General features: G+C 63.0%; 17 protein-coding genes and 1 tRNA gene. 8 read left to right on the forward strand and 10 right to left on the reverse strand.

The features are described 5' to 3' along the window. Positions 1-23: 23 nt before the first annotated feature. Entirely contained in the window at positions 24-215 is a 192-nt protein-coding gene (locus tag AC0NID_RS09915; RefSeq protein ID WP_473457625.1) for a twin transmembrane helix small protein, read from the reverse strand. 24 nt (positions 216-239) lie between these two features. Next, positions 240-1106, reverse strand: a complete 867-nt coding sequence (locus AC0NID_RS09920) for an SDR family oxidoreductase (protein ID WP_473457623.1) — start codon at positions 1104-1106, stop codon at positions 240-242. Between the two features lie 57 nt (positions 1107-1163). Between AC0NID_RS09920 and AC0NID_RS09925 the strand changes: the two genes are divergently transcribed. Continuing rightward, positions 1164-2015 (forward strand): YihY/virulence factor BrkB family protein, encoded by an 852-nt coding sequence (locus AC0NID_RS09925; RefSeq protein WP_473457622.1) that lies wholly within the window; start codon positions 1164-1166, stop codon positions 2013-2015. 15 nt (positions 2016-2030) lie between these two features. Here AC0NID_RS09925 and AC0NID_RS09930 read toward each other — a convergent pair whose 3' ends face one another. Further along, complete coding sequence (locus AC0NID_RS09930; RefSeq protein ID WP_473457620.1) at positions 2031-2906, reverse strand: DMT family transporter; 876 nt, start codon at positions 2904-2906, stop codon at positions 2031-2033. Positions 2907-3061: 155 nt separating this feature from the next. Then, positions 3062-3937, reverse strand: a complete 876-nt coding sequence (gluQRS, locus tag AC0NID_RS09935; RefSeq protein WP_473457619.1) for a tRNA glutamyl-Q(34) synthetase GluQRS — start codon at positions 3935-3937, stop codon at positions 3062-3064. Positions 3938-4068: 131 nt separating this feature from the next. On the opposite strand from gluQRS, the gene AC0NID_RS09940 reads away from it, so the two are divergent. Continuing rightward, complete coding sequence (locus AC0NID_RS09940) at positions 4069-4710, forward strand: DNA-3-methyladenine glycosylase family protein (RefSeq protein WP_473457617.1); 642 nt, start codon at positions 4069-4071, stop codon at positions 4708-4710. Positions 4711-4839: 129 nt separating this feature from the next. Further along, complete coding sequence (locus AC0NID_RS09945) at positions 4840-5397, forward strand: HNH endonuclease (protein ID WP_473457615.1); 558 nt, start codon at positions 4840-4842, stop codon at positions 5395-5397. Positions 5398-5617: 220 nt separating this feature from the next. Here AC0NID_RS09945 and AC0NID_RS09950 read toward each other — a convergent pair whose 3' ends face one another. Together AC0NID_RS09950 and AC0NID_RS09955 are read right to left on the reverse strand one after the other, a co-directional pair. Beyond that, the gene (locus AC0NID_RS09950) at positions 5618-6136 is read right to left on the reverse strand and encodes a disulfide bond formation protein B (protein ID WP_473457613.1); all 519 of its coding nucleotides are present in this window, start codon (positions 6134-6136) and stop codon (positions 5618-5620) included. 71 nt (positions 6137-6207) lie between these two features. Next, positions 6208-6795: a YqaA family protein gene (locus AC0NID_RS09955; RefSeq protein WP_473457612.1), complete on the reverse strand. Its 588-nt coding sequence runs from the start codon at positions 6793-6795 to the stop codon at positions 6208-6210. 288 nt (positions 6796-7083) lie between these two features. On the opposite strand from AC0NID_RS09955, the gene AC0NID_RS09960 reads away from it, so the two are divergent. The 3 genes from AC0NID_RS09960 to AC0NID_RS09970 all read left to right on the forward strand — a co-directional run bounded on the left by AC0NID_RS09960 (position 7084) and on the right by AC0NID_RS09970 (position 8602). After that, a tRNA-Leu gene (locus AC0NID_RS09960) sits at positions 7084-7168 on the forward strand. A 261-nt stretch (positions 7169-7429) separates the two neighbouring features. After that, positions 7430-7711, forward strand: coding sequence for a hypothetical protein (locus AC0NID_RS09965; RefSeq protein WP_473457611.1), 282 nt, complete (start codon positions 7430-7432; stop codon positions 7709-7711). Positions 7712-7882: 171 nt separating this feature from the next. Next, positions 7883-8602: a Crp/Fnr family transcriptional regulator gene (locus AC0NID_RS09970; protein ID WP_473457610.1), complete on the forward strand. Its 720-nt coding sequence runs from the start codon at positions 7883-7885 to the stop codon at positions 8600-8602. 106 nt (positions 8603-8708) lie between these two features. Here the strand turns inward: AC0NID_RS09970 and AC0NID_RS09975 are convergent, their stop codons facing one another. From AC0NID_RS09975 to secA, 4 genes are all read right to left on the reverse strand, one after another. Beyond that, entirely contained in the window at positions 8709-9983 is a 1275-nt protein-coding gene (locus AC0NID_RS09975) for a GNAT family N-acetyltransferase (RefSeq protein WP_473457609.1), read from the reverse strand. After that, complete coding sequence (locus AC0NID_RS09980; RefSeq protein WP_473457608.1) at positions 9983-11383, reverse strand: lipopolysaccharide biosynthesis protein; 1401 nt, start codon at positions 11381-11383, stop codon at positions 9983-9985. Before AC0NID_RS09980 ends, AC0NID_RS09975 begins: the two co-directional genes overlap by 1 nt. Positions 11384-11608: 225 nt before the next feature. Further along, complete coding sequence (locus AC0NID_RS09985) at positions 11609-11830, reverse strand: DUF4242 domain-containing protein (RefSeq protein ID WP_474033431.1); 222 nt, start codon at positions 11828-11830, stop codon at positions 11609-11611. Between the two features lie 115 nt (positions 11831-11945). Continuing rightward, positions 11946-14678, reverse strand: coding sequence for a preprotein translocase subunit SecA (gene secA / locus AC0NID_RS09990; protein WP_473457606.1), 2733 nt, complete (start codon positions 14676-14678; stop codon positions 11946-11948). Between the two features lie 247 nt (positions 14679-14925). On the opposite strand from secA, the gene AC0NID_RS09995 reads away from it, so the two are divergent. Both AC0NID_RS09995 and AC0NID_RS10000 read left to right on the forward strand, forming a co-directional pair. Beyond that, the gene (locus AC0NID_RS09995) at positions 14926-15852 is read left to right on the forward strand and encodes a peptidylprolyl isomerase (protein WP_473457604.1); all 927 of its coding nucleotides are present in this window, start codon (positions 14926-14928) and stop codon (positions 15850-15852) included. Between the two features lie 206 nt (positions 15853-16058). Continuing rightward, positions 16059-17054 carry an ISAs1 family transposase gene (locus tag AC0NID_RS10000; RefSeq protein WP_474033414.1) on the forward strand — a complete coding sequence of 332 codons (996 nt, stop codon included), beginning with the start codon at positions 16059-16061 and terminating at the stop codon, positions 17052-17054. Positions 17055-17158 lie beyond the last annotated feature (104 nt).

Here is a 17158-nt window from a genome sequence, read left to right on the forward strand (position 1 = left end):
GCCTCCCAAAATCGCCACCCTCGTCATTTGCGGGTGACATACACCGCCAGGATGATCAGCACCAATGCCACGAACTGCAGCAGCACACGTGTCTGCATCAGCTTGTTGGAAGTCATGCCGGAGCCGCCGCGCATCATGTTGACGAGGCCGCGGATCAGCACGATCACCACGGCGACCATGACGAGGACAGCGAGGACGTTGAAGACGGTTGCCATGGTTGTGTTTCCAGTGCGTTGCGTTCAGGCGCGTTTGGCGAGCAGGCGGTAGAGCATCGATGCCGGCAGGATGCGTTTGAGGATCACGCCGATCCTGGCCGGCACCGTTACCACATAGTGCGGGCGCGGGCGCCGCGACAGAAGCGCATGACGCAAGGCCGCATGAACCACCTCCGGCCCGGGCTTCAGCCGTGATGTGCTGCCGCCGGCCCGCAGCCGTTCCAGCTGCGCCTCGTAGGCGAGGTGATGGACGGAATTCTCATGGTCGATATTCCTAAGGAACCATGCAAGGCCGTTGCTGGCGATCTTCGACCTCACCGGCCCCGGCTCGATCAGCGAGACATGGATGCCGCTGCCTTCGAGCTCCTGATGCATGCACAGCATCAGCCCTTCGATCGCGTGCTTCGACGCCGAATAGGCACCGCGAAAGCGCAGCGGTGCCAGGCCGAGGATCGAGGAGCAATGGACGAGGCGGCCATGGCCCTGACGGCGCATCACCGGCACGATACGGCGGGTGAGGTCATGCCAGCCGAAGACGTTCGCCTCGAACTGCTCCCTGAGTGCCGCGACCGGCAGATCCTCGACAGCGCCGGGCTGTGCGTAGGCGCCGTTGTTGAACAGGGCATCGAGCCGTCCGCCCGTCCGTTCCAGCACCGACGCCACCAGCGTCTCGATGGATCCGGCCTCGCGATAATCCAGATAGAAGGCCTCGATGCCATCGGCTTCGAGGGCAGCGATATCGGCGGGCTGGCGCGCCGTTGCGAAGACCCGCCAGCCTTCCGCCTTCAGCGCCCGGGCGCAATAGGCGCCTATCCCGGAAGAGGCACCCGTGACGATGATGGTGCGCAATTCCTTCGCCGGAGCAGAAGCGGTTTGACTTAGGCTTGTCATTTACCGCAATCCCTTCCCATATTCGCGGCGTCGAGACAATCGAAGGGAACGCGGCTCTTGTTGCGGACGATCGTAGCCGTCAAACGCGTGCTCTATGATGCGCTCGGCCATTTCAACGCGGACGATGGCTGGGCGATGGCCAGTCATCTGGCGATCACAGCGCTGATGGCGCTTTTCCCCTTTCTGATATTTGCCACGACACTGGCCAGCTTCCTTGGCGCACGGGCTTTCGCCGACACCGCCGTGCACCTTGTCTTCGACACCTGGCCCGAGCAGATCGCCAAGCCGATCGCGCGCGAAGTGCTCAACGTGCTCACCGTTCAGCGCACCGACCTGTTGACCTATGGCGTGCTGCTCGCCGCTTTCTTCGCCTCCAACGGGATAGAGGCGCTGCGCACCTCGCTCAACCGCGCCTACCGCGTCTCCGAAACGCGCGGCATCATCTATCGCCGGGTGCAGAGCATCGCCTTCGTGCTGATCGCCACCGCAGGTTTCCTGGTGATCAGCGTACTTTTGGTCTTCGCGCCATTGCTGGGCCGGCTAGCCGTAGCCAATTTCGAATGGATAGAACCCTACATGGGCACGATCACGCTGTGGCGGTACATCATCGCCTCAGTCGTCATCGTCGGTGGGCTGTTCGCGGTGCATTTCTGGCTGCCGGCGGGCCACCGCCGCTTCGTCTCGATCATACCGGGCATCATTTTTACGCTGATTGCCTGGCTCATCGGGTCGACCATCTTCGCCGCCTATCTCGACCGTTTCTCGTCCTATGTGACGACCTATGCCGGCCTTGCCTCGATCATGGTTGCGGTCGTCTTCCTCTACATCGTCTCGGCGATCTTCATCCTCGGCGGTGAGCTCAACGCCGCGATCAGCCGCTATCTGGAGGCTCGCGCCCGGGTTGGCTGATTCCGCTTTTAGGGATCATGCCTTGGCCGGCCGAGCGGTTGCGAGCCCGACGCCGAGCGTGGCGATCGCCATGCCGACGATCTGGACCAGATTCAACTGTTCGCCGAACAATAGCCAGGCGATGACCGCGGTGACGGCGGGGACCAGATAGAACAGCGACGCGACCTTCGACATCTCGCCGTCACGGATCATCACCATCAAGAGGAAGATGGCGCCGATCGACAGCACCAGCACCAGCCATGCCATGGCAAAGATCAGCTCGCCGTTGACGACGACCGTTCGCGTCTCGAAAGCGAGCGAGGCCAGGACCATCAGCGACGCGCCGCCGACATATTGCCACATGGTGGCCGCCACGAGATCGCCGCCGGAGGCAAAGCGCTTCTGCCAAATCGTGCCGGCGCTCATGCCAAGCACCGAGACAAGCGAGGCGGCCAGCGTCTCGACAGTTACGCCGCCGCCAATCGCTCCGAGCTTCGGCCAAAGTACGATGACCACGCCGGCGAGTCCGACAGTGAGGCCGGCCCAATGGCGCGGCAGGATGGCCTCGCCGAGAAACCTGCCGGCCATCACCGCCGTGATCAGCGGCTGCAGGCCGACGATCAAGGCAGAAAGCCCGGCTGGCATGCCCCCGTGGATGGCCCAGAACACGCCGCCGAGATAGACGCCATGCATGAGGATGCCGGCGCCGGTCGCGTGGAGGGCCTCCGTGCGCGTCGCCCGCTTGGAGCCAAGCGCCATCATCAAGACGGCCAACAGGACGGCCGCCATAACGAAGCGCACGGCCAGGAAGGTGAAAGGCTCGGCCCATGGCATGGCATAGCGCGCGCCAATGAAGCCGGTCGCCCACAGGACGACAAAGGAGGCGGGGATGAACCGCTTGACGCTGTGCATTTTCTGGAGGCTGCTCGTGAATCCGGTGAAGGTCGACTGTCGCGCCTGCTGTAATGGGGTTCAACTTGGCAAGCAAAACGAAACGGTTGATCCATGGGCTCATCCGAATTGAAGAGGCGCGCTGGATCAGGGAGGTTTCAAGGCCGAAAGGTGATCTAGAACCCGATCAACCGCCTGATATCGTCGGGTAATGCGCCGGCCTCGCGCAAGGCGGCAAGGCCGGTATCCCCAAGGCTCTTCGACAGTTTTCGTCCGTCGGGGCCGAGGATGAGACGATGGTGGAAGTAGCTTGGCTGCGGCAGGCCAAGCACCGCCTGAAGCAGGCGCTGCACGCCGGTGGCGGAATAGAGGTCCTGGCCGCGCACCACGTGGCTGATGTCTTGCAGCGCGTCGTCGACGACGACGACGAGGTGATAGCTAGTCGGGATATCGCGGCGCGCGACGATCACGTCGCCCCAGTCCTGCGGGCGGGCTTCTACGGTGTGTGTCGCGGAAAGCCTCTCATCCGAAAATTCCACCCATGACAGCTCCGTGCCGATGCGCGCCATTGCGGCATCGACGTCCAGCCGCCAGGCGAACGGCGCATTCTCGGCGATCCGTCGATTGCGTTCCCTGGTCGGCAACGCCTTGTCGGCGGCGGGATAGAGCGGCACGCCGTCGGGGTCGCGCGGCCAGTCGCGCCCGCGTTGTTCGCCGTCGGCAATGAAGGCGCGGATCTGGCCACGGCTCATGAAGGCCGGGTAGACGAGCTCTTCCCTGATCAGCCGGTCGAGCGCCGCCTGATAGTCCGCGAAATGCTCGGACTGACGGCGCACCGGTTCTTCCCAGCCAAGCCCGAGCCATTTCAGGTCGCGAAAGATGCCGGCTTCGAATTCCGGCGTGCAGCGCGTCGTGTCGATGTCCTCGATGCGCAGCAACAGGCGTCCGCCCGTTGCCTTCGCCAATTTCTGATTGAGCAGCGCCGAATAGGCATGGCCGAGATGCAGTTCGCCATTCGGGCTTGGCGCGAAGCGGAATGTCAGGAGTGTCATCCTTCGGCGGCAATCGGGTTGTGCGGAACTTTCGTCAATTGCTACTTTGCACCTGCAGCGCCGCGCGTCCATCGGCACGCACAAAGGGCGTTGTGGAACTTGATTTTGCGCGGTTTAGGGAACAAGCAGACATGCAACGCATCGCCACGCTCGACGACATCTCGCAAGGGCTCGACGCGCTTTGCCTGCTCGACCCGCGCCTCGCAAAGGTGCGCGGCATGGCCGGCGAGGTGCCGCTCAGGCTGTCGGAGCCGGGGTTCGGAAGCCTCGCCTCGATCGTCGTCTCGCAGCAGGTTTCCCGCGCCAGCGCCGACGCCATCTTCGGGCGGCTGACAAAACTCGTCGATCCGCTGACGCCGCAAGCCATCCTTGCCGCCGACGAAGCCATCTTTCGCGAGGCCGGACTGTCGCGGCCGAAGCAGCGCGGACTGATCGCCGTGGCCCAGGCGGTGGTCGACGGCCTCGACCTCGATCATCTCTGCCTTCTCGACGCCGCCGAGGCGATCACGGCCATGACCAAGGTGGCGGGCATCGGCCCGTGGACGGCGGAAGTCTATCTTTTGTTCGCCGCCGGCCACCCCGATGTCTTCCCCGCGCGTGATATCGCGCTACAAACGGCGGTCGGCCATGCGCTCGGCATCGATCCGCGTCCGCCCGAGAAAATACTGATCCAGCTCGCCGAATCATGGAGCCCATGGCGAGGTGTCGCATCGCGGCTTTTCTGGGCGTATTATCGCGAATTGAAGGGCAGGGACGCCGCGCCTCCAGCCTGAATTCGCAAAAAAGCATTGAAATCAGGCGCTTTTGGCGCGTCGTGTGGCCGACAAGCCGCTTCACATCCCTGTCATGTCGGGCTTACAGTATCCGCGCCGATCGCTTCGAGAACCAAGGAGGTCAATGACGTGACGGTTGCCGTGTCTCCGGATGGGCTTCCAGCGCTGGTGCTGAACGCGGACTACCGTCCGCTCAGCTATTACCCCCTGTCGCTCTGGTCGTGGCAGGACGCCATCAAGGCGGTGTTCCTCGAGCGGGTTAACATCGTCGCCGAATACGAGCACGCCGTGTCGTCGCCGACCTTCTCGATGAAGCTGCCGAGCGTCGTCAGCCTGAAGGCCTATGTGAAACCGTCGCGGCATCCGGTCTTCACCCGTTTCAACGTCTTCCTGCGCGACCGTTTCCAGTGCCAGTATTGCGGCACGCCGGAGGATCTGACCTTCGACCACGTCATTCCCCGCCATCGCGGCGGCGCCACGACATGGGAGAATGTCGTCGCCGCCTGCTCGCCCTGCAATCTGAGAAAGGGCGGCATGATGCCGGCGCACGCCAAGATGTGGCCGCTGCAGAAGCCCTTCCAGCCGACGGTGCATGACCTGCACAACAATGGCCGCCTGTTCCCGCCCAACCACCTGCATGAGAGCTGGATGGATTATCTGTACTGGGATGTCGAACTGGAACCATAGAGTTCGGCAGAAATCCGCCATGCCGGTCGCCTGACGCAGCTTTCTGCGCTTCCGGCCTTCGCCGGCCGAAGCACTCATGAGCGGTCGTGGTGTGGTAGTCAATGGTACGGCCGGCGTAGGCCGGTGCTCACGGACCCAATGTCCGCTGCGCTTCGATTCTCGACAATCACTCCCTACGACTCAGCCTGCCGAATTCTGGGATGATCTCGCGCTGTGCCGATCAATCGCGGGAAAAGGCGCCGCGGAACGCGATGACCGCCAGGACAAAGCTGGCGATGGCGTTCCAGCCGGCCAGCGACAGGCCGAGGATGCGCAGCGCCGCCTTGTCGCAGGAGGGCGGCACGAATTTGTCGAGCGCATCGAGCACGCCCTTGCCGCCGGTGTCCACCGGTCCTGCCGCCGCGGCGCAATCGGTCGGTCCCGCCCACCACGCCCATTCGACGCCGGAGTGATAGACGCCGAGATAGAGGCCGTACACCATCAGCAGGCCGCCGACGGCCAGCAGGCCGCGTGTTAGCCAGGCCGGCCAGCGCAGCGCCGACGACAGCGCGGCCAGCAGCATCAGCGGCACGCCGATATAGTAGGGTGTGCGTTGCTCGAAGCAGAGCTTGCAGGGGATGTAGCCGCCAAGGTGCTGGAAGGCCAATGCCGAGCCGACGGTCGCGGCCATCGCGACGGCCAGAAACAAGGCCGTTTGCGTGCGCTGGCGTCCAGTGTCGGCATTTACGGTCGCAGTCATCGATCTACCGTCCGTTCCGTTCGACCTTGAGCATGACTTTCGAAAACCGGACCTTCGGTTCGGGACCAGCTCTAGAGGGCGTATTTGGCTGTTATATAGAGCAAAATCAGGGCGGCTGCGGCGGTTCCCGCGATCAGGCCAAGGCGCTTTTCGATGAATTCGCGGATCGGTTCGCCATAGCGGCGCAGCAGCCAGGCCAGGAACAGGAAGCGGGCGCCGCGCGCCACGATCGCCAGCACGATGAACAACAGGAGATTGACGCCGATGACGCCGGACAGGATCGTCACCACCTTGATCGGCGGCAGATGGGCGAGGCCGGAGGTGACCAGCATCAGGATGATGAAGCCGATGCCCGACGAGACGCGCAGCGCCTCGAAGTCGTCATACTTGCCATAGAATTCGAGGATCGGCCTGGCTACCGCGTCATAGGCATAGTGGCCGATGTACCAGCCGGCGATGCCGCCCAGCACCGAAGCGAGGGTGGCGATCAGCGCGTAACGATAGGCGCGATCCGGCCGCGACAGCGCCATCGGCAGATAGAGCACGTCGGCCGGCACCAGGAACACCGAGCTTTCGACGAAAGCGATGATCGCCAGCCACCATTCGGCGGATTTCCTTGCCGCCAGCGACAAGGTCCAGTCGTAAAGTCCGCGAAGCATCGACACCCCTAATGTATGTCGCCCAAAAATGCCGGTTTTGGATCACGACATGCACGAACAAAGACCAAAAGCGCGCTACATGAATGTCTCCAGCCGCGACGCGCTTCAATGCGCAGCTTGTCTAGAAAGATTTTCCGCGCCGCACAATGGCCGTAGCTTCACGAAATCGAAGGGGTGGGCACGAAATCGAAGGCTGGGGTCGAGCGAAGGTCGGATGTCGGGAATTGGCCAGTTGACGAACAGCCCTCCAACCGTATAGTCCGCGCCCATCCAGGCCGCCCGGCCTGAGCCCCTATGGCGGAATTGGTAGACGCGCTCGACTCAAAATCGAGTTCCGCAAGGAGTGCTGGTTCGATCCCGGCTAGGGGCACCATTTTCCTCACAATTGCGCTGACTGCGGCCGAGTCGCCTGACGGGAGAGCCGCCTGTGACCACGGTGATGTCAAGGTGGGTAGGGAGGTGGGTAGCTACGGCGAATTCGGTATCCCTTGCCTCCTGTGTCGAGGCTGCAAACAGGGATAGTATGCCCCATAAAATATGATCGACCTCTTCCAATCTTGGAACTGCGGTTAAATCGTCGAGGCGTTGTAATTTGAGCCTATGAACCTTTTGTCAGGACGGTCGAGACGTAACTATGGCAAAAAAAAAATCGCGTACCAAGCCCAGTAGCGACCTCCTGAAGCTGCTTGCCACCAGGCCGAAAGCGGTTGCGCTTGCCGCGCTGCACGTGAGTGAATCCGTACTGCTGGAACTCGAAGCATCCGAACTGCTGTCGGCAGCAGAGATCAGGGGATTGCTCAAGGACGCATCCATGACGTTACGGAATGCCGCCGAGCAAACAGACAACCGGAGTTGTCTCATTGCCAGCGAAATAGTCGATTCCATGCGGGAAAACTTCAGGAGGAACAAAAGCTGACCGGTGCCATCCCATAGCGATTTCAAATCGTGGCTTCGGCACGCCAGTGGAGCCTGTACAGTCAGCGAACAGTGCCGTTGCGATATCGTCCGATAGTGGCCATTGAACGGATACTCATTGCATCAATTTTGATGTACGTTCTATCCGATCGAGGAAGGGGCGTGCTGGCAGATGGCGTATACGTCACATCTTTTTTTGCGCGGAAATGAAAATCGTCCATCGTATGTCGGACTTAACGACGACGATGCGGCGCTTATCAAGACGCTGGGGTTCACGCCGAAGAGCTATCCGGCGGAGACGGTCATCGTCAGCCAGGGCGACGACAACGATCGCATATTCATAGTCGAGTCGGGATGGGGTTGCATTTCTCATGAACTCGCGGGCGGGCAGCGCCAAATATTGGATTTTGCCCTGAGAGGCGATACCGTCCTGCCTCAGGCATATTCGGGCAACGCTCTCGAAACGTTTGTGGCCCAAACCGAACTTTCGGTGCTGGTGGCTTCGACCAAGACCTTCACCCTTGCCGCCATGAAGTCGCCCCATCTCTTCTCGCTTATTATCGAGACCCTTGTGCATCGAGGAGCGCTTGTCGCTCAACATCTCACCAATGTCGGACGACGCAGCGCCTTGGCGCGGACGTCGCATCTGTTCCTCGAACTGAGGGCTCGTCTGGAGCGAGTCGGCGCTGTCACCCGCGACAGCTATGAGTGCCCTCTCACCCAGTACGATCTCGCGGACGCCCTCGGCATCACTCCGCTTCATGTCAATCGGGTGCTGCGGAACCTGCGCGAGCGCAAGTTACTCGAATTCCGCCAGGGCCATGTTCGCGTGGTCGATCAACCGGGCCTGGCGAAGCTTGCCGGATTCGAGCCCGGATATATCGAAAGTTAAGGCGTATCGGCGCACGACGCGCCGCGACAGCGGGCGCGTTAACGCGCGCTCAGCCAGTTCCCGCATTTGTGGTGGTCAGCCGGCCACCATTTTCCGCAAACGTGCGTTACCGCCGTCCCAGCAGGGTCTTCATCCGGTTGCCCAGGATGCGCGCCATGTTGCGGGTTTCGCGATAGAGGTGAAGCTGCGACGCCGCCTGGCGGGCGAGGCGGTCGGCGTCCGGCGAAAGCCCGATGACCAGTGTGCCGATCGGCCTGCGCTCCATCCATAGCCGGCTCATCACCGGATGGTCGGGTACGGCGCAGGAATCGGTCATCATGATGTTGGGATCGTCGAGATGCTGCCTGGTCACTTCGATCATCAGGAGCGTGCCCGGCGAATAGGCGGCGAGCGTCTCGTCATAGGCCGTCTTCCAGGTGTAGGCGACGCCGGCCTCGACGAAGACGATCAGGCAAGCAATGGTGCGGCCGTCGAGCGTCAGCGAATGGATGCGGCACAGATCCTGTTCGGCCAGCCGGTGCACGGCTTCGCGGGCAAAGGCAGCGCGGTAGCGGTCGACGGCCATGGCGGTGCGCTCGCGGCCTTTCCAGCCGGCGGCCTCGAGCGTCAGGAAACGTTCGATGGCGTGGCGGATCTCGTCCGGTCCGCGCGCCACGAGGTGCTCCAGCCGGCCGAGATCGGCGAGGCGGCGCTTCAGGCGGCGGAATTCACGATAGTGGTGCGAGCGCAGCGAGGCCTTCAGGTAGTCCTCGCCGTCGAGCTCGCTTTCGAGCACCGGGCGTTCGGCCTTGCCGGTGGCGACCAGCGTCAGGCCACGCGTCTCGGCGACGGTGGCCAAGAGGCTCGCCACCGGGCCGTCGAGCCGGATGTCGGGCAGGACAAAGACCTTCGGCAGCTTGAGATGCGGCCGCGACAGCATCGAGAAGAAATCCTCGAGCACGCCGACGGGATCGTCACGGTCGACCAGCGGCGTGCCGATCGGGCCGAACGGGCTCGACCATGTGCGCATGACCCGCGCGCCGAGCGGCGGCCTTTCCACCGAGAACGGCACCAGCAGGCGCAGCCGGTTGCGGTATTCGTCGCCGTCGCGGATGACCGCCAGCCGCACCTCGCGGTCTTCCAGCCTCGGCATGGCGGGCGCCAGGAAGCGCGGGTTGAAGAAGACGTTCGGCTCGATCGTGCGGGTGCAGAGATAGTCCAGTTCCTCGACCAGGTCGAAGCCGGCCGAGGCCGGGTAGATCGCCAGCTTGCGCTCGGGCCGGTCGTTGGCCAGCAGCTCGATATGGGCGGGATCGGCGTCGCGGGCGAACCCGGCGAGGCCGGACACCATGGCGCCGGCCGGGCCGCCGCTGGTTTCCTCGAGCAACGGGACGGCGGCCACTACGCGGCTCCTTTCAGGGGCACGAAAATGGCCATGGCGATGCCGAGCTTGCGCCAGACCGTGAAGGACAGCGCGCCGGCCTCGAAGATCATGGCGAAGGCGGTGGCCATCGCCGCGCCCCACAGGCCGAAAAGCGGGATCAGCACCACGTTCAGGCCGATGTTGAAGGCCAGCGTCATGGCGTAGACGGCGGCGCAGATGTTCTGGTTGCCGCTCATGGTGAGCAGGCTTTCGCAAGGGCCGACGGCGGCCCGCGCCACGACGCCGAAGACCAGCAGGAACAACAGCGGATAGCCGGCGACGAATTCGGCGCCGAACAGGGCCAGCATCGGCTGGCCCAGCACCAGCACCAGCAGCGCCATGGCCAGCGACGGCCAGAAGGTCCACGACACCGTTTCACGGGCGAAGGCGGCGAGCTTTTCCGGCTCGCCATGGGTGAATTGCGCGTAGCGCTGGGCGACGCCTGCCTTGACCGCGAAATAGACGAAATGCACCAGCGCCAGCGTCTTGACCGTGGCGAAATAGATGGCGACGTCGTTGGGCTCCATATAGGCGCCGACCATCAGCACGTCGGCATTGGTGAGCAGGAAGAAGAAGCCTTCGACCAGGAAGATCGGCAGCGACACAAAGAACCACCGCGCGAAATGCACTGTCTTCGGCCCGGCCGGGATATGCCTGTCCAGGCGCGCCGTGACGCCGATGAGCTGGCCGATCGTGGTGGCATAGGTCGCGGCGATCGAGGCGAAGATCGCGGTCCTGGCGTCGGGCGCAAAGCTGACCAGAAGCATCAGCGCCATCAACGCCAGGATAAGCACCGGCCGCACCAGATAGGTCGGCGCCAGCGCAAACAGCGCCCATGAGTTCGCCCGCGACATCCCCTGCAGCAGGTCGGACATGGCGATCATCGGCATGCAGATGACGCCGAGGATGAACGGCACGACATAGTAGTTTTCGATGAAGGGCGAGAGCAACCAGACGCCGAGCGCGCCCAGCCCGGCGATCGCGGTCGAGGCAACCAGCACGAACAGGCGGCTGGCCAGCACGATGCCGCGCAGTTCGGCAAGCATGTTGCGCTCGCGATATTCGGGAATGAAGCGGATGACCGAAGTATGGAAGCCGAGGCAGGCGAGGTTGCCGACGATGACCATCGTCACCCAGACCAGGACGAAGATGCCGTATTCGAACGAGCCCATCCAGCGCGCCATCAGCACCTGGCTGACGAAGGCGATGACGGCGCTGACGATGCGGATGGAAAAAGCAATCAGCGACATGCGGCCGGCCTCGCCGCGCTCGTCGGCGGTGAACAGCACGGCATCGATGCGGCCAAGCAGCGGTTTTACGCGCAGCGCAAGGCGCTGCGGCAGGAACCGGCCGGCTGTCGTCGCCGCGGAAAAGCGCACCAAATACTCTCCGTTTTCCGCCTCTTTTCTGGGTCTGCGTGTAGCGAAGACAGATTAAGAAACGGTTGGGTGGGCTTTCCGTCTCACCGCATAGCGACGGGAGACGGAAAGGTGGTGCTTCCTTGCGGCGGCTGCCATATGGGTGTCGCTTCACGATCGAACAAGGGTCACCCGGTCTGCCGCCATTGTCGCGAAGGGCAAGGCGAGACGCATCGCTCCGGGGGATCATCGATAAAAGTAGGGGTCAAGGATACGCACCTCCGTGATCTTGTCGACCGGTAACGAATTCTTTTGAGCCGTGCTGCGGATCGCTTCCGGGGAAGGTGCGTCATAGATGCAGAAGCTGCGCTTCTTGTCCGGTGAGACGAAGGACTGGACCCAGGTCACACCCTTTTCGGCATTGCGCATAATGACGCCGCCGAGTGCGTCGGCGCCAGCGTCGTTCATGGGCACGTGGAGCCCGTCGGGAAATGTCCGTTCGATCAGGAGATATCCGGCAGGGCAGGGGGGCGCTTTGCCGCCGACTGATCAATAGTCGAAAATTCAGGTTGATCGTCGAGATTTACGCAAACGCCCCGTGGCAGTGCTTGTATTTCTTGCCTGACCCGCACGGGCAGGCCTCGTTGCGGCCGATCTTGCCCCAGGTGGCGGGGTTTTTCGGGTCGCGGTTTTCGGGGGCGACGATGGCGTTGGTTTCCTGGCGGACCAGAAGTCCGGTCTCGCCGCCGTTGAAATCGTCCTCGCCGGTGGTGCCGTCGAGATGGCTGCCGAACATGTCGGGCGCTTCGGGCGGCGGGGCTTCGGCGGCCTGGCGGACCAGCTCGACGCGCATCAGCTGCGCGGTGACGGCCTGGCGCAGATTGCCCAGCATCGCCTGGAACAGCTCGAACGCCTCGCCCTTGTATTCCTGCAGCGGGTCGCGCTGGGCGTAGCCGCGGAAGCCGACGACCGAGCGCAGATGGTCCAGGTTGACGATGTGCTCGCGCCACAGATGGTCGAGCGTCTGCAGCACCACGGAGCGCTCGACATAGGTCATCACGTCGGTGCCGAAACGCTCGGCGCGGTCCTTGGCGGCAGCGTCGGCAGCCTCGGTGATGCGCTCGCGGATGTCGTCCTCGGCGATGCCCTCTTCCTTGGCCCAGTCCTCGATGGGCAGGTCGAGATTGAGGAATTCGGCGACCTCGGCCTTGAGGCCGGCGACGTTCCACTGCTCGGCATAGGCGTTTTCGGGAATGGCCTTGGCGACGATCTCCTCGATGACGCCCTCGCGCATCTCGGCAACGGTTTCCGAAAGCCCTTCGCCGTCCATCAATTCGATGCGCTGCTCGAACACCACCTTGCGCTGGTCGTTCGAGACGTCGTCATATTTCAAGAGGTTCTTGCGGATGTCGAAATTGCGCGCCTCGACCTTCTTCTGCGCCTTTTCCAGCGCCTTGTTGATCCATGGATGGATGATCGCCTCGTCTTCCTTGAGGCCGAGCTTCTGCAGCATGCCGTCCATGCGCTCGGAGCCGAAGATGCGCATCAAATCGTCCTGCAGTGACAGGAAGAATTTCGAGCGCCCGGGGTCGCCTTGGCGGCCTGAGCGGCCGCGCAACTGGTTGTCGATGCGGCGCGACTCGTGGCGTTCGGTTGCCAGCACGTAGAGGCCGCCGGCGGCCAGCGCCTTTTCCTTCAGCCGGGCGACATCGTCGCGGATTGCCTTTTCCTTCGCTTCGCGCTCGGGACCGGCCGGCATGTCGCCAAGCTCCTCGGCGATGCGCATGTCGGCATTGCCGCCGAGTTGGATGTCGGTGCCGCGGCCGGCCATGTTGGTGGCGATGGTGATGGCGCCGGGTTTTCCCGCCTGGGCGACGATCGCCGCCTCGCGCTCATGGTGGCGGGCGTTCAGCACCTCGAAGTCCCTAAAACCTTCCTTGCGCAGGCGTTCGGCCAGTTGCTCGGATTTTTCGATGGAGGTCGTGCCGACCAGCGTCGGCTGGCCCTTGGCGCGGGCTTCCTTGATCTCCTTGACGATCGCCTTGTATTTCTCCTCGACGGTTCGGTAGACCTCGTCGTCCTCGTCGACACGCACCACCGGCAGATTGGTCGGGATCTCGGTGACCTCGAGGCCATAGATGTTGCCGAATTCCTCGGCCTCGGTCAGCGCCGTGCCGGTCATGCCGGCGAGCTTCTTGTAGAGGCGGAAATAGTTCTGGAAGGTGACGGAGGCGAGCGTCTGGTTCTCCGGCTGGATCGTCACATGCTCCTTGGCCTCGAGCGCCTGGTGCAGGCCTTCCGAATAGCGGCGGCCCGGCATCATGCGGCCGGTGAATTCGTCAATGATGACGATCTCGCCGTTGCGCACGATATAGTCCTTATCCTTCTGAAACAGCTGGTGCGCCTTCAGCGCATTGTTGACGTGGTGGACGATGGCGACGTTCTCGACGTCGTAGAGCGACTCGCCCTTGAGCAGGCCGGCGTCGCGCAGAAGGTTTTCCAGCTTCTCGGTGCCTTCCTCGGTGAAGATCGAGGTCTTCTGCTTCTCGTCGATCTCGTAGTCGGCCGGCTCGAGCTTCAGCATGAAGGCATCGATGGTGTTGTACATTTCCGAACGGTCCTCGAGCGGGCCGGAAATGATCAGCGGCGTGCGCGCCTCGTCGACCAGGATCGAATCGACCTCGTCGACGATCGCGTAGCTGTGGCCGCGCTGCACCATCTGGTTGCGCTCGTATTTCATGTTGTCGCGCAGATAGTCGAAGCCGAGCTCGTTGTTGGTGGCGTAGGTGACGTCGGCGGCGTAGGCGACGCGGCGTTCCTCGTCGGACAGGCCGTGGACGATGACGCCGACGGTGAGGCCGAGGAATTTGTAGACGCGGCCCATCCACTCGGAGTCGCGCGTGGCAAGATAGTCGTTGACGGTGACGACATGGACGCCTTTGCCGGCGAGCGCGTTGAGATAGACGGGCAGCGTGGCGACCAGCGTCTTGCCCTCGCCGGTGCGCATCTCGGCGATGCCGCCATTGTGCAGCACCATGCCGCCGATCAGCTGCACGTCGAACGGACGCATGCCGAGCACGCGGCGCGCCGCCTCGCGCACGGTGGCGAAGGCCGGCACCAGCAGATCGTCGAGGCTGGCGCCGTTGGCGGCGTCCTGACGGAATTTTTCCGTGCGGGCCGCCAGCTCGGCGTCGGAGAGGGCCCGCATCTCGTTTTCCATGGCGTTGATCGCCTCGACGCGCGGCCGGGTCGACTTGACCCGACGATCGTTGGAGGAGCCGAAAACCTTACGGGCGAGACCGCCAAGACTGACCATTCAATGGTCCTTTCGATAGCATTCCGTTGCGACGGCCGCCGGTTGGCCCCATCAAATCCACGTGAAACGCGGACAAACGCAAATAGCGCCCGGAAAACGGTTCTGGACGCAAAGTCGTTGGACAGATAAGAGGGGGCTCAATCGATGTCAACGCCGCGCTCGCCCTGTCGACCGCGCCAAATTCCGCCACAATCCGGCTGGTCTGGAAGTCATCCCGCTCTAGCTTGTTCCCATTGGAGTTAATCGTATGTCCTTATTGTTCCGCCGCGCGTCGCTCGCCAGCTTCGGCCTGGCATTCGGGTTGTCGGCTCTGTCGCTGTCGCCACTGATGGCGCAGGACACCGCCCCCGCCCAACCGGCGGCGCCCGCCCAGCCGGCCCAGCCGGCCGCGCCGGTCGATCCGAACGCCGTGGTCGCCACGATCAACGGGCAGAAGCTGACCGAGGCGGACCTTGCGCTTGCCGAAGGCGAGCTGTCGCAGCAGTTCGCGCAGATGCCGCCCGAACAGCGACGTGCCGCGGCGCTTTCGGCGGCGATCGAAATCAAGGTCATGGCAGCCCAGGCGGTCACCACCGGCCTCGACAAGGATCCCGACTTCCAGCGCCGCATGGCGTTCCTGCAGCAGCGCGCCCTGCATGGTGAAATGGTCGAGAAGGATGTCGTCGACAAGGTCACGGATGCCGAGGTGCGCGCCCGCTACGACCAGGAAATCGCCAACACGCCGCCGACCAACGAGGTGCATGCCCGTCACATCCTCGTGAAGACGAAGGAAGAGGCCGACGCGATCATCAAGCAGCTCGACGGCGGCGGCGATTTCCAGAAGCTAGCCAACGAGCACACCAGCGATCCGAGCGGCAAGACCAGCGGCGGCGATCTCGGCTGGTTCGGACCCGGCCAGATGGTGCCGGAATTCGACAAGGCGGTCTTCACGCTGGCGGTCGGCAAATACACCGAGCAGCCGGTGCAGTCGCAGTTCGGCTGGCACGTCATCCAGGTCGAGGACAAGCGCGCCAAGCAGCCGCCGGCCTTCGAGCAGGTCAGGGATCAGGCCCGTCAGGCGGTCATCCGCGACAAGTACATCGCGCTGGTCAAGACGCTGCGCGCCGACGCCAAGGTCGAGATCCCGGACGAGAAGCTGAAGAAGACGGTCGACGCGATGGAGAACGCGAAGTAGGCCTGCCGTCGGCGAAGCTGCTGATCTCCCCCCCTTGCGGGCAGGGGAATCGCATATGGGATTTTTCTGTTGCGTTGAAGGCGGGGAAGGATTCTTGAGAATGGCAGTTTAGCAAAGGAGCGACTGCCATTTCCTGTCTGGATAGTTGTTTTGAGGCGCTGCCTGACCCGCGGGCTGGTAATGCCTCGCATCGGCTTGGCGACATCATGGTGATGATGGTGGCTGCGAGCCTGTGTGGAGCGACGACGGCGACCGAGTTTGCCTTGTTTGCCGAGAACCGCAAGGCGGTGCTTTCGCGGCTGATCGACTATGATAGTGCGCCTAGCCACGACACCTTCTCGCGGTTGCTGCGGCTGATGGACCGGCAGGCGTTCGAACGCGCTTTCGCCGTCTTTGCCGCCGGTTTCGCTCAGGCCGTTGCCGAGACCGATGGTGAAGTCGTGGCACTCGATGGTAAAGCCCTGCGGCGCGCCTACGAGAAAGGGCAGGCTGCCAGCCCGCCACTGACGGTCTCGGCCTTCGCCACCACGACCCGGTTGTGTCTGGCAGCTTCGTCGCCGGGGCTTGGCGAGAACGAGGTCGAGGCGGCGCTGAAAGTTGTCGAACTGATTGATTTGACGGACAAAATCGTTACCGCTGATGCCCTCCACTGCCACCGTCGCATGGCCAAGGCTATCATCGATCGCGGTGCCAATTACGTGCTGGCTTTGAAGGGCAACCGCCGTTATTGGCGACGCCAGGCCGTAGAGCAGTTCGTCCGCTCTATCCCGCAAAGCGCACAAAAGGCCGAGTTCAGCCATGGCCGTGAAGAGTGGCGCCAAGCCGAAGTCATTCCCGCCGAAAAACCTCTCATGCCGGGTCATACCACCTATCTCCGCATCACCACGCGCCGCGGCCAAGACAAGCCGAAAAGCCGTCTGTTCATGGGCTCCAGCCTCCTCACGCCCGAACAGGCGCTCGATATCACAAGGTCCCACTGGCAGATCGAAAACGGCCTCCACTGGATGCTCGATGTTCACTTCGATGAAGACCTTAGCCGTGCCCGAAAAGACAATGCTCCCGCCAACACCGCTATCCTCAACAGGATCGCAAAAAACATCCTGCAGAGCGCCGATCTGCAGAAAGTTCCCATCAGTCACCGTATCAAGAAATGCGCATGGAACGACGACTACCTCATCAACGCTCTGAGCCATATGCGATAGCCCTGCCCTTGCGGGGGAGATGCCCGGCAGGGCAGAGGGGGGTGCTGTCCCTCCGACCTGTCAAACCGTCACAGCCAAGTGCACAGGCCGGTTTCCGGTTGGGA

The organism is Mesorhizobium sp. WSM4821, from assembly GCF_055901555.1.

Bases quoted from the DNA above. Each gene is read 5' to 3' on its own strand.
- AC0NID_RS09915 (WP_473457625.1), bottom strand. From the start codon at position 215: ATGGCAACCGTCTTCAACGTCCTCGCTGTCCTCGTCATGGTCGCCGTG.
- gluQRS (WP_473457619.1), bottom strand. From the start codon at position 3,937: ATGACACTCCTGACATTCCGCTTCGCGCCAAGCCCGAATGGCGAACTG.
- AC0NID_RS09985 (WP_474033431.1), bottom strand. From the start codon at position 11,830: ATGAACGACGCTGGCGCCGACGCACTCGGCGGCGTCATTATGCGCAAT.
- AC0NID_RS09920 (WP_473457623.1), bottom strand. From the start codon at position 1,106: ATGACAAGCCTAAGTCAAACCGCTTCTGCTCCGGCGAAGGAATTGCGC.
- AC0NID_RS09995 (WP_473457604.1), top strand. From the start codon at position 14,926: ATGTCCTTATTGTTCCGCCGCGCGTCGCTCGCCAGCTTCGGCCTGGCA.
- AC0NID_RS09940 (WP_473457617.1), top strand. From the start codon at position 4,069: ATGCAACGCATCGCCACGCTCGACGACATCTCGCAAGGGCTCGACGCG.
- AC0NID_RS09930 (WP_473457620.1), bottom strand. From the start codon at position 2,906: ATGCACAGCGTCAAGCGGTTCATCCCCGCCTCCTTTGTCGTCCTGTGG.
- AC0NID_RS10000 (WP_474033414.1), top strand. From the start codon at position 16,059: ATGGTGATGATGGTGGCTGCGAGCCTGTGTGGAGCGACGACGGCGACC.
- secA (WP_473457606.1), bottom strand. From the start codon at position 14,678: ATGGTCAGTCTTGGCGGTCTCGCCCGTAAGGTTTTCGGCTCCTCCAAC.
- AC0NID_RS09955 (WP_473457612.1), bottom strand. From the start codon at position 6,795: ATGCTTCGCGGACTTTACGACTGGACCTTGTCGCTGGCGGCAAGGAAA.
- AC0NID_RS09950 (WP_473457613.1), bottom strand. From the start codon at position 6,136: ATGACTGCGACCGTAAATGCCGACACTGGACGCCAGCGCACGCAAACG.
- AC0NID_RS09970 (WP_473457610.1), top strand. From the start codon at position 7,883: ATGGCGTATACGTCACATCTTTTTTTGCGCGGAAATGAAAATCGTCCA.
- AC0NID_RS09965 (WP_473457611.1), top strand. From the start codon at position 7,430: ATGGCAAAAAAAAAATCGCGTACCAAGCCCAGTAGCGACCTCCTGAAG.